This window comes from Bacillus haynesii, from assembly GCF_014042035.1.
Classification (GTDB): domain Bacteria; phylum Bacillota; class Bacilli; order Bacillales; family Bacillaceae; genus Bacillus; species Bacillus haynesii.
Window position 1 is genome coordinate 987,460 of sequence record NZ_CP059494.1, and the last position, 12,383, is coordinate 999,842.

The 12,383-nt window shown below is 48.0% G+C and carries 10 protein-coding genes; 9 read left to right on the forward strand and 1 reads right to left on the reverse strand.

The annotated features are described in order from the left end of the window. The first annotated feature begins 14 nt into the window (after positions 1–14). The 7 genes from H2R00_RS04815 to H2R00_RS04845 all read left to right on the forward strand — a co-directional run bounded on the left by H2R00_RS04815 (position 15) and on the right by H2R00_RS04845 (position 10,898). A complete protein-coding gene (locus H2R00_RS04815) occupies positions 15–3,821 on the forward strand; it encodes a non-ribosomal peptide synthetase (protein WP_182070575.1) in 3,807 nt (1,268 codons plus the stop codon). Between the two features lie 241 nt (positions 3,822–4,062). Continuing rightward, a complete protein-coding gene (locus H2R00_RS04820) occupies positions 4,063–5,403 on the forward strand; it encodes an acetyl-CoA carboxylase biotin carboxylase subunit (RefSeq protein WP_154998985.1) in 1,341 nt (446 codons plus the stop codon). A gap of 17 nt (positions 5,404–5,420) precedes the next feature. After that, complete coding sequence (locus H2R00_RS04825; RefSeq protein ID WP_003182452.1) at positions 5,421–5,633, forward strand: acetyl-CoA carboxylase biotin carboxyl carrier protein subunit; 213 nt, start codon at positions 5,421–5,423, stop codon at positions 5,631–5,633. 17 nt (positions 5,634–5,650) lie between these two features. Further along, positions 5,651–6,562, forward strand: coding sequence for a hydroxymethylglutaryl-CoA lyase (locus H2R00_RS04830; protein WP_154998982.1), 912 nt, complete (start codon positions 5,651–5,653; stop codon positions 6,560–6,562). A 20-nt stretch (positions 6,563–6,582) separates the two neighbouring features. Next, positions 6,583–7,365, forward strand: a complete 783-nt coding sequence (locus H2R00_RS04835; RefSeq protein WP_154998980.1) for an enoyl-CoA hydratase — start codon at positions 6,583–6,585, stop codon at positions 7,363–7,365. Positions 7,366–7,385: 20 nt separating this feature from the next. Continuing rightward, complete coding sequence (locus tag H2R00_RS04840; RefSeq protein ID WP_154998978.1) at positions 7,386–8,915, forward strand: acyl-CoA carboxylase subunit beta; 1,530 nt, start codon at positions 7,386–7,388, stop codon at positions 8,913–8,915. Positions 8,916–8,945: 30 nt separating this feature from the next. After that, entirely contained in the window at positions 8,946–10,898 is a 1,953-nt protein-coding gene (locus H2R00_RS04845) for an AMP-binding protein (protein ID WP_182070576.1), read from the forward strand. 81 nt (positions 10,899–10,979) lie between these two features. Here the strand turns inward: H2R00_RS04845 and H2R00_RS04850 are convergent, their stop codons facing one another. Then, positions 10,980–11,204 (reverse strand): hypothetical protein, encoded by a 225-nt coding sequence (locus tag H2R00_RS04850; RefSeq protein ID WP_154998974.1) that lies wholly within the window; start codon positions 11,202–11,204, stop codon positions 10,980–10,982. 92 nt (positions 11,205–11,296) lie between these two features. On the opposite strand from H2R00_RS04850, the gene H2R00_RS04855 reads away from it, so the two are divergent. Then, entirely contained in the window at positions 11,297–11,527 is a 231-nt protein-coding gene (locus tag H2R00_RS04855) for an excisionase family DNA-binding protein (protein WP_145651984.1), read from the forward strand. A 400-nt stretch (positions 11,528–11,927) separates the two neighbouring features. Continuing rightward, the gene (locus tag H2R00_RS04860; protein WP_043929066.1) at positions 11,928–12,362 is read left to right on the forward strand and encodes a helical membrane plugin domain-containing protein; all 435 of its coding nucleotides are present in this window, start codon (positions 11,928–11,930) and stop codon (positions 12,360–12,362) included. Positions 12,363–12,383 lie beyond the last annotated feature (21 nt).

Here is a 12,383-nt window from a genome sequence, read left to right on the forward strand (position 1 = left end):
AGCGGAGGGAAACAATGGGTCATACACAAAAAATCCAAAACATTTATCCTTTAAGCCACATGCAGGAAGGAATGCTTTTTCATTCTTTCCTGCAAGACGAAGGAGCCGCATATATAGAACAGTCCGTCTTCACAATAAGAGGTCAGCTTCATTTAGACTGGTTCCAACAAAGTGTACAATCGATCATCGACCGCCACGACATTTTCAGAACGGTTTTTTTGCCCCATGTTGCTGGGCTGAAAGAGCCGCGCCAGGTCGTTTTACGCGATCGATCCTTTCAGTTGCATGCTGAAGACTTGACCGGAATGCCGGAAACTGATCAAACCGCATATATCAGCCAGTTTAAAGAGCGGGACAGACGGAAAGGCTTCGATCTGCAAAAAGATATGCTGATGCGGATTTCTCTGTTCAAAACGGCGCCGGAAAAACATGTGTGTGTATGGAGCCATCACCACATCTTAATGGACGGCTGGTGTCTCGGGATCGTGCTGCAAGAATTTATGCAGTTGTACGAATCCATCTATAAGGGTGAATCTGTGCCTTTAGAACCTGTCCAGCCATACAGCGCATATATTTCCTGGTTGTATGATCAGGACAAAGACAAAGCCAAGGAATACTGGAAAAACTACTTAACAGACTTCAATGCGCCAACAGGGCTTCCGAGAGTGTCAGCAAAACCTGTGGAAAAGGGATATCGGCAAAAAGAGCTGATGTTTTCATTAGACCGAAAGTTGACGACGAGACTCAAAACAATCGCCAAACAGCATGAAGCCACACTCGCCACTCTCATACAAACCGTGTGGGGCTTGATGCTTCAGCGCTATAACCGGACAGATGATGTCGTCTTCGGCTCTGTCGTTTCCGGCCGTCCTTCCGTGATTCCGGGTGTTGAGAAAATGATCGGATTATTTATCAATACTGTTCCGGTGCGTATCAAGGCCGAGAGCGAAAATGAAACCTTCTCAGAGCTGCTTCGCCGCTCCCAGAAAGAAAGGCTTGCTCAAGACATGTTCAGTTTTTATCCATTGGCTGACATTCAGTCGCATACCGCATTCAAACAGAATGTCATCGACCATATTTTCGTTTTTGAAAACTACCCTTTGCAGCAGCAAATGCAAGACTCGGCAAACCGCGCCGAATCACCGCTTCAGATCGAAAATGTCAAAGTTTCGGAGCAATCAGGCTACAACTTCAACCTCATGATTGCGCCGGATGATGAACTCGTCATCAAGTTCAGCTACAATGCAAACGTTTATGATGAATCATGGATTGACTGTGTGAGGGGCCACTTGCTAGAAGCCTTGCGAAGAGCGGCGGAGGACACCGATATCCCCGCTTCCAGGCTGCCGATGCTCGCGCCTGACGAAAAAGCCCGGATCATCGGGGAATTCAACGATACAAAAACAGATTACGACACGAACAAAACAATCGCTGACTTTTTTTCCAATCAAGTTGAGAAAACGCCGGAGCATATCGCACTACATGCCGGCGGCTTGACGATGACATACAGGGAGCTGGATCAAACATCTACTGCATGGGCCCGCATCTTCCAAGAACAAGGCTTAAAGAAAAACGGAATTGCCGGAATTTTAGCAGAGCATTCACCTGAATTCATCATCGGTGTTCTTGCCGTTTTAAAAGCAGGCGGCGCCTATCTCCCGCTTGATGCCGAACTGCCCCCTGAACGGATCAGCTACATGCTGAAAGAAAGCGGAGCGGACGTATTGGCCGTTCAGAAAGGACTCAAGACTGACATTGATTTTCCGAAAAAAGTGGTGATATCCAATAAAGCGCAATTGGCATCCAGCCGGAATTTAAACATCGATACCCGCCCGGATGATTTGGCCTATATCATGTATACATCGGGTTCGACAGGGAAGCCAAAGGGCGTGATGATCTCGCACCGCAATGTCGTATCACTTATCTCAAACAGCAATTACACATCAGCCAATACAAATGACAGATTAATCCTAACCGGTTCACTCGGCTTTGACGCCATCACGTTTGAAATATTCGGAGCGCTCCTGAAAGGAGCTTGCCTCCATGTCATTGACCGCTCGACGATGTTGACTCCTGCCCGTTTTGGCAATTATTTGCTTAGTCATGATATCACAGTGCTGTTTTTAACAACGGCGCTCTTTAACCAGCTGGCACAAGCCCAGCCGGACATGTTTTCAGGACTTACCACTTTATATGTCGGCGGGGAAGCTTTGACGCCTGCACTGATGAATACGGTCAGACATCGGTGTCCAAACTTGAAGCTTTATAACATATATGGTCCGACGGAAAATACAACATTCTCTACATTTTATGAAATCAAGCAAGATTTTTCACAAGCGATTCCAATCGGGAAACCAATCAGCAATTCAAATGCCTTTATTGTTGACGAGAGCGGGCAGCTCGCGCCGATCGGCGTTCCTGGCGAACTTTGCGTCGGCGGCGATGGGGTTGCAAAAGGATATTTGCACAGACCAGATTTGACGAGTGAAGCATTTGTACAGCATCCGTTTCAACCAGGGGAAAAAATGTACAAAACCGGCGATCTGGTACGATGGTTGCCAGACGGCAACTTAGAATATATCAGCCGGATGGACCGGCAAATCAAAATTCGCGGCAAACGAACAGAACCGGCTGAAATAGAAGCGCGGCTCATCGAGATTGAAGGCGTTCAAGAAGCAGCTGTCATCATTGAAGAAAAAAACGAAGAAGCGCTCCTTATCGCATACTATGTAAGCGATGATCAAACAGAGGAAAAAACGATCCGTTCATTACTATCAAGGCAGCTTCCCGACTATATGATTCCCCATGATTGGGTTAAACTGGACCGCATGCCTCTCACGGCAAACGGCAAAATCGACCGCCGTGCGCTTCCCGCACCTGATCAAAAAACGGTTTTGAAACAGATCGTTCCGCCAAGAAATTGGGTCGAAACGGAATTGATTGACATCTGGAAACCTATCCTCGGCGTGAAGGAACTCGGTATTGAAGATGACTTTTTCGAACTTGGCGGTCATTCGCTAAAGGCTCTGCAAGTCATTCACCAGCTGAAAAACAGCCAGGGGATCGATATTCCGATTGAATTATTATTCGAGAATCCGACAATTGAACAATTGGCCGAAAAGCTGTTTTCACATGAGCTGCGCGCATCAGCCGTGCAGCATGTCAGCAGACTGAATCCGCCGACCGGAGTGAACCTTTTCTGTTTTCCTCCCATTTCGGGCTTCGGCATATTTTATAAAGATCTCGCAGCAAAGCTAAACGGCAAAGCGACCGTGTACGGATTTAACTTTATTGAAGAAGACAGCCGAATAGAACAGTACATGAACAACTTCATTGAAATCCAGCCTCAAGGTCCATATATCCTGCTGGGATATTCAGCGGGAGGCAACACGGCATTTGAGATTGTAAAAGAAATGGAAAATCGCGATTTAGAGGTCAGCGATCTTATTATTGTCGATGCGTATCAAAAGAAACAAGCATTGCCGCCTCAGCCAAGCAGCGCCTTGGCAGAAAATGTTCCCGCTCACCTCAGGGAAGCAGTCATCAAAAAGACGACAAACTATCAAAAATATTGGGCACAAATAATCAATGACGGCCATATCAACGCAAACATTCATTTTATTGAAGCCGGCGTTCAAACGGATCAAATTGACAGATTCACATTGCAAAAATGGGCTGACGCCACAACAAGAAACTATCAAGAGTATAAGGGAGGCGGGCCTCATCAAGATATGTTCGAAACTGCCTTTCTGTCAAAAAACGCCGAGATCATTCAACATATCCTCACAAACAGCGGCAAACATGCAGAGCATTCTCGGTAAAAGCCGTCCGAACGCCAACAGGCCTGAGCCAAAACATTGAGAGTTCTAAAGCGATTTCTTCAGCTTTAGGACTTTTTTCTTTTGAATCATCATAAGCTGTAAAGAACAGACAAGACCCGGCTGAACCTATGGCAGGAAACAGGATAAGCTGCTACTTAACTTTCGGATTCGCAAAAAAAATAAATGAAGACGCTTTCAAATTCCATTTCAGACGCTGATGAATATGAAAGGGGGCATTTTTTTGTTTCAAAAATTGCTTATCGCCAATCGCGGAGAAATCGCACTTCGGATCATCCGCACTTGTCAACGGCTCGGTATTCAGACAGTTGCCGTCTACTCTGAAGCCGATGCGGACTCCCTGCATGTTAAAGCTGCAGATGAAGCCTGGCTGATCGGCAAACCGCGGGTCAGTGAAAGCTATTTAAATATCGAAAAAATCATCGAAACCGCTAAAAAAGCGGGGGTCTGTGCCATCCATCCGGGATACGGCCTGCTTTCCGAGAACAGCCGTTTTGCCGAAAGGTGCCGAGAGGAAAATATCACGTTTATCGGTCCGCCGCCTGATGTGATCGCCAAAATGGGAAGCAAAATTGAAGCGAGACAAGCGATGGAACAAGCCGGGGTTCCTGTCGTTCCCGGCGTGACAAAAAGCTTGTCCGGTCTGAATGAGGCCCTGGCTCTTGCCGAATCCATCGGCTATCCCGTGATGCTCAAAGCTTCTTTTGGAGGCGGCGGCATCGGAATGCAGCTGATCCGTAATGAAAGCGAATTAGAAAAAGCATATGAAGGCAGCCAAAAACGAGCCGCCGATTTTTTCGGAGACGGGGCTATGTACATCGAGAAATATATCGAGCATGCAAGACATATCGAGATTCAAATTTTAACAGACGAATACGGAAATGCCGTCTATCTTTGGGAACGGGACTGTTCGATTCAGAGACGTCAGCAAAAAATCATCGAAGAAGCACCCGCTCCGTTATTCGATGAAAACATGCGCGCGAAGCTCGGTGAAGCGGCCGTCAAAGCCGCGCTGTCGATCGGCTATGCCAACGCCGGGACAATCGAGTTTTTAGTAGACAAGGAGAACCATTTTTATTTTCTCGAGATGAATACCCGCCTGCAAGTCGAACACCCGGTAACAGAGGAAATTACAGGGCTCGACCTTGTCGAAGAACAGCTCAATATCGCAGCAGGAAAACCAATTTCGCATAAGCAGAAAGACATTCGGCGGGACGGACATGCGATCGAAGTCAGAATCTGTGCAGAAGATCCGAAAACATTTTTCCCTTCGCCGGGGCGGATCACTGACCTTAAGCTGCCTGAGCAACCGAATGTCCGTCATGAATGCGCAGCAGCCCCAGGTATGAACATCACACCGTATTACGACCCGATGATCGCCAAGATGATCGTCAAAGGAAGTAGCAGAGACGAAGCTATCCGCACTTTGACCGAAGCGCTCTCACAATATCAAGTGAAAGGCATTAAAACAAATATTCCGCTGCTTGAAGACATCGTACGTTCTGACGAATTCCGAAAAGGCGGGGTCCAAACCGATTTTATCAATCGCTATCAGTCAAAATGAAATCAAGGAGGCGTGCCATGAATACTGTTGTCACCAATATGGCGGGAAACGTATGGAAAATATTAGTGAAGGCAGGAGACAAAATCGAAAAGGGGCAAGAAGTCGCCATTTTAGAATCGATGAAGATGGAGATTCCGATTGTCGCCGAAACGGCCGGCACCGTCAAAACCGTCAGAAAGAACGAAGGGGATTTTGCCGATGAAGGGGACGTCTTATTGGAGCTTCAATAAGGTCTGGAGGATGGCAAATGAACGTACCGAAGAAAATTTTCATTAAAGAAGTCGGACCGCGCGACGGTCTGCAAAATGAACAAACCGCACTCTCGACAGCCGATAAAATAACCTGGATTGACATGCTATCCCAAACAGGGATTTCATATATCGAAATCACTTCATTCGTCCATCCTAAGTGGATTCCTACACTGTCTGATGCCCTTGATGTTGCCAAAGGAATCAACCGAAAGCCGGGCGTCACCTACGCAGCACTCATTCCGAACCGAAAAGGGCTGGAACGGGCTCTTGATGGAGGGATCGATGAAGCTTCTGTTTTCATGTCGGCAAGCGAGACACACAACCGGAAAAACATTAACAAATCGATCGGTGAAACGCTTCCCGTCTTACAGGAAGTCACCGGGGCAGCGAAACAAGCAGGCCTCACCGCCAGAGCCTACCTGTCCACCGTATTTGGCTGTCCTTATGAGCATCAAGTGCCATTGGAGCAAATCGTACGCATCTCTGAAGCGCTGTTCGACATGGGGATCGACGAACTTTCTCTCGGAGATACGATCGGCGCAGCAAATCCCGTACAGGTTCAAAGGGTGCTTGACGTACTCTTAAAGCGCTTTCCGAAAGAGAATATCGCCCTTCATTTTCATGATACGAGGGGGATGGCGCTCGCCAACATGATCGCAGCGATGGATATGGGAATCACCGTATTTGACGCATCATGCGGCGGGCTGGGCGGCTGTCCTTATGCACCGGGAGCCACGGGAAATGCGGCAACTGATGATTTGATTTACATGTGCGCCCAGATGGGCATCGAAACCGGAGTTGATCTCAGCAAGCTGCTTTCAGCTGCCAAATGGATCGAAGACAAAACCGGAAGAGAGCTGCCAAGCCGAAATTTGCAGGCGGCTAAATCAAAGAACTGTTTTTCATAGATAAAGAGGAGGAAGATCGAATGGAGCCCAATGTTCTTTATTCCATCAACGAGCAGGCTGTTGCCGTGTTGACGTTGAACAGACCGCAGGCTGCCAATGCCCTCTCGCTCGGGCTTCTCGACGACTTTCAGCGCATCCTTTGCGATATCCGTTCAAACCCGGCCATCCGCTGTGTCATTATAACAGGAGTAGGGGACAGGACGTTTTGTGCAGGTGCCGATTTAAAGGAAAGAGCCCGCATGAGCCGTACAGAAGCGAAGCAGGCCGTTTCCCTGATTCAACAAGTGGTCAGCGAAACGGAAAAACTGCCGCAGCCCGTCATCGCTGCATTAAACGGAAGCGCTTTGGGAGGGGGGCTGGAGCTTGCATTGGCGTGCGATATCAGGATTGCAGCCGAACATATTGAACTCGGCCTCCCCGAAACAACGCTCGCGATCATTCCCGGGGCAGGGGGAACACAGCGGCTGCCCCGCTTAATCGGCAGGGGAAAGGCGAAAGAAATGATCTATACCGGCGGCCGCATCAGCGCCGAAGAAGCGCAAAAGATCAGCCTAGTTGAACATGTCGTTCCGCTTTCGAAGTTAAAGGAAACAACCGAAAGTATCGCAGCGAACATCGCAGCGAACGGACCGGTTGCCGTCAGACAGGCGAAGTTCGCCATCAATCAAGGGCTTGAGACAGATATCGAAACTGGACTTGCGATTGAACAAAAAGCCTATGAACTGACGATCCCGACGAAAGACAGGACAGAAGGGCTGAAAGCTTTTACAGAAAAGCGGAAGCCGTATTATACGGGAGAATAAAACGAACGGGGGGACAGCCGATGCCGGCCGAAAAGGAATTGTATGAACGCATCCGCCGGATTCAGGAAGGCGGAGCGCAAAAATACCATGAAGCCAATGAGAAAAAAGGGAAATTATTTGTCAGAGACCGATTAAAGCTGCTGCTTGACGAAGGCCTCGACCTTGAGGACGCGTTTTTTGCCAATTGCATGGCTGACGGGCTTCCGGCAGATGGAGTCGTCACGGGAATCGGAAAAATCGACGGCCGAACCGTTTGCGTCATGGCTAATGATTCAACTGTCAAAGCAGGATCATGGGGAGCGAGAACCGTCGAAAAAATCATCCGCATCCAAGAAACAGCCGAAAAACTGAATTGCCCGCTTCTATATTTGGTCGATTCGGCAGGCGCAAGGATTACGGATCAAGTTGACATGTTTCCGGGGCGAAGAGGAGCAGGGCGGATTTTTTATCAGCAAGTCAAATTATCCGGGCGCATTCCGCAAATCTGTCTCTTGTTCGGCCCTTCAGCGGCTGGAGGCGCCTACATACCGGCTTTTTGCGACATCGTCATCATGGTCGAAGGTAACGCCTCAATGTATTTAGGCTCACCGCGCATGGCGGAAATGGTGATCGGCGAAAAAGTGTCGCTTGAAGAAATGGGCGGCGCGCGAATGCACTGTTCTGTTTCAGGCTGCGGAGACATTCTTGCCGAAACGGAAGAGGAGGCAATCAAGTCGGCGCGCCGGTATCTTTCCTACTTTCCGCCGAACTACACCGAAAAAGCGCCTGTCATTGAAGCAAAATCCGCCCGTCCGTTTGACCGGTCATTGGAGGAGATCATTCCGAAAAACCAAAACGCACCGTTTCAAATGATGGATTTAATCGATCGGATCATTGATGAAGCGTCTTTTTATGAGATCAAGAAATTGTTTGCTCCAGAGCTGATTACCGGTTTGGCAAGAATTCACGGACAGCCTGTCGGCATCATCGCCAATCAGCCGCGGGTCAAAGGCGGTGTTCTGTTTCACGATTCGGCAGACAAAGCAGCAAAGTTTATCAATTTGTGCGATGCCTATCATATCCCGCTGCTGTTTCTGGCTGATATCCCCGGCTTTATGATTGGAACGAAAGTCGAGAGGGCGGGTATTATCAGACACGGTGCGAAAATGATTTCAGCGATGGCCGAAGCAACCGTACCGAAAATATCCGTCATTGTCAGGAAAGCTTATGGCGCAGGCTTGTATGCGATGGCAGGGCCGGCCTTTGAGCCTGACTGCTGTCTGGCGCTGCCGACGGCGCAAATTGCCGTCATGGGTCCGGAAGCAGCGGTAAATGCCGTTTATGCCAAAAAAATCGCAGAATTGCCTGAAGAAGAGCGGTCCGCCTTCATCGCCGAAAAACGGGAAGCGTACCAAAAAGATATCGACATTTACCGGCTTGCTTCAGAAATGATTGTCGACGGGATCATTCCGGCCGATTCGCTGCGTACAGAACTCATCAAACGTCTGAATGCATATATGACCAAATACATGACATTTACGGAACGGAAGCATCCTGTTTATCCCGTCTAAAGGCCAATGAAACGAAAAGGGGGAAACGGTATGGCCGAAAAAGCGGTTTGGCAGCCTGATCCGGAATTTGTAAAAACGACCCGGCTGTTTCAATGGATGACAGCCCTCGGTTTTTCCGACTATGATGATTTTTTGAAAGCAAGTACAGACGATATCGCATGGTTCTGGGAAGAGGCCGAAAAAGCGCTCGGCATCAGCTGGTACAAGCGGTACAGCCAAACATTGAATCTCGGTAAAGGCATAAAATGGCCGAAATGGTTTTCCGACGGACGCTTAAATGCCGTTTACAACGCCGTGGAAAAATGGTCCCGCCGGCCTGATACGGCCGACAGGACAGCCCTCATCTGGGAAAGTGAAGACGGAAAAACAGAACGGATCACCTATTCTTCTTTACATCAAAAAGTCGCCCGTGCGTCGGCGGGCTTTAAAAAGCAAGGCATAGCAAAAGGGGATGTCATTGCGATTTACATGCCGATGATCCCGGAAACGGTCATCGCCATGCTGGCCGCCGCTAAAATCGGCGCGGTATTTTTACCGGTTTTTTCAGGCTACGGCGCCCATGCGGCAGCCGCGAGACTTAGCGCCGCCGAAGCAAAAATCCTTGTCACAGCAGATGGCTTTTTGCGAAGGGGAAAGAAGGTCTGCATGAAGAAAGAAGCTGACAAAGCCGCGGACCGTTCCCCCTCCGTCCAAAAAGTCGTCGTCTGCAGGCTTCACGATGGCGATCAAACTTGGAATCATAAGAGAGATATAGACTGGAATGAATTAATGAAAAGCGATCCCCTGCAGAACACAGAAGAAATGGACAGTTCAGATCCGCTCATGCTGCTTTACACATCGGGTACGACAGGACAGCCGAAGGGAGCGGTTCATACCCATGCCGGTTTTCCGCTGAAAGCTGCATTTGATGCGGGCTTCGGGATGGATGTCAAACAGGGGGACACGTTTTTCTGGTTTACAGACATGGGCTGGATGATGGGGCCGTTTTTAATATTCGGGGGCCTCATAAACGGAGCGGCTGTTTTGCTGTATGACGGAGCACCGGACTTCCCGGCCCCGGATCGGCTGTGGGAGCTTGTCAGCAGACATCGGGTGACACATCTCGGCGTCTCTCCGACGCTCATTCGCTCACTGATGCAGCACGGCGAAGATTTTCTCTATCAATACGACCTGAGCAGTCTGAAGGCAATCGGCTCAACGGGCGAACCATGGAATTATGAACCGTGGATGTGGCTGTTCCGCCATGCTGGAAAAGAACGGATTCCTATATTTAATTATTCAGGAGGAACGGAGATCTCAGGCGGTATTTTGGGCAATGTGCTCCTGCGGCCGATCACGCCGATGACATTTAATTCGCCTCTTCCCGGCATGGCGGCCAATGTCTTCAACGAAAAAGGGGAGGAAGTCGTCAATGAAGTCGGGGAGCTTGTCCTGACAAAGCCGTGGGTCGGCATGACGAACGGTTTTTGGAAGGAGCCGTCCAGATACGAAAAAGCATATTGGAGCCGCTGGACTGACGTCTGGGTGCACGGCGATTGGGCAAAACGGGATGAAAACGGCTACTGGACGATCAGCGGACGTTCTGATGATGTGATCAATGCTGCCGGGAAAAGAATCGGCCCCGCCGAAATAGAGTCCGTACTGGTCGGCCATCCAGCGGTGGCAGAAGCAGGCGTCATCGGCGTTCCGGATAAGCTCAAAGGTCAGGCAGCCGTCTGCTTCATCGTCCTCAGACAGTCGGAAAAGCCGTCAGAAGAACTAAAAGATGATTTGCTGAACCTTGCATCTGATGCGATCGGTAAAGCAATCAAGCCAAAAGCGGTTTACTTTGTCAGCGGTTTGCCGAAGACGAGAAATGCAAAAGTGATGAGACGGTTGATCAGAGCTGCCTATTTGAACGAACCGGCAGGCGATTTGTCAACATTAGAAAACCGTGAAACATACGATGAAATTGCCGGCCTTTCAGCGCGAAAAAATCTGTAGTATACTGGATAAGACTTTCAAACAAAGAAGAAGGACGCGTCCTTCCTCTTTTTATTTTGATGAAGTTCGATTGATCAAAACTCACATTCTGACGATGACCGAACCGCCGCCGGCCGTGCAGACGCGATTCTGCTGCTCTTCAATCGAACGCAGCAGCTGATTGTTGCTTTCCATGAGCTTGATCAGCAATTCCATTTGATCTTCGAGATTTTTCAGCCTTTGATTCATCTGCTGCGAAGATTGACCGGTATGCATTTGCGGGGCTGAAGGCGGATAAAACGTTTCAGAGTTCCATTTTGAATACATAGAATAGGCCTCCATCATCTAAACTGATATATCTTATCGTATGATCCTAAAAACGCAACGTTCGCCTAAATCAAAACGAGAGGAAGCAAAACATGTACTTGACGATAAAGGAAACCGCAGAATATTTAACGCTTTCAGAAGCATATGTTGAACAGCTTGTCAGAGAAAAGAAAATCCGCACCGTCTTTGACGGACAGCAGCATTTAATTAACAAAGAGCAATTCAATACGCATATGGAACAGATGGAAAAGTATAAAGCGTGGGCGGAATCCGTTCTGAACGAACCCATCCCCGAAGATCCGGATGTCAAAGATGAAGATTAACCAGAGGTAACGATAACTTTATTATGTAAACTAAATGCGATTCTATGAAATGTTCGCACGACTCTATCATGACGTGTGAACGGGGCGTTTCGTAAAAAAAGACACAATATAGGAAATGAAAGGGATGAAAGAAGCCCTATATATAAAGTTTTCTATGATTTTATTTCATTTCCGAAACAATCACGTTCATTTTTTGTTCAAAAAGTGTTATCATTTAGTAGTAAAAAATACAGCGTGTTTTGAGATTGCGGGTTTTCGGGAATTCCAGACTGAAAACAGCAAAACAAACACAAAAGGGGAGAACCTTTTTGCGGACTAGTTTGTGCATAAATTCACAAACTATAGAAAAAGGGCTTCCTTCAAAAAACAGCACATCGCTTATTGAAAAGGAGAATTGGTTATGCCGGAAACAATCGATCAAACAGCTGATCAAACAAACGAATCTGTAAGCCAAAGCCAACGCGATCTTATCGATCAACTGCTAAAACCTGAAGTACAGGAGTCTTTGACTACTTTAGTCGACCAGCTTCCAAAGCTGACAGAACTGGTCAACATTTTGACAAAGTCTTACGATTTCGCACAATCTGTTGCAACTGATGAAGTATTAAAAAATGATACGGTCGGTGCCATTACAGAAATTCTTGAGCCTGTCAAAGATACGGCAAAAGAAATCGCGGCTACCGCCATTGAAGCAAAAGACCGCGCTGACGAAAGCAATGAAGTCATCGGACTTTTCGGTTTGCTGAAAATGCTTAAAGATCCGCAGGCCCAAAAGCTGTTCCGCTTTGTTCAAAGCTACCTGCAAATCATGTCAGAACGCGAAAAACAAAAATAATCACTATACATTCAGAATAAG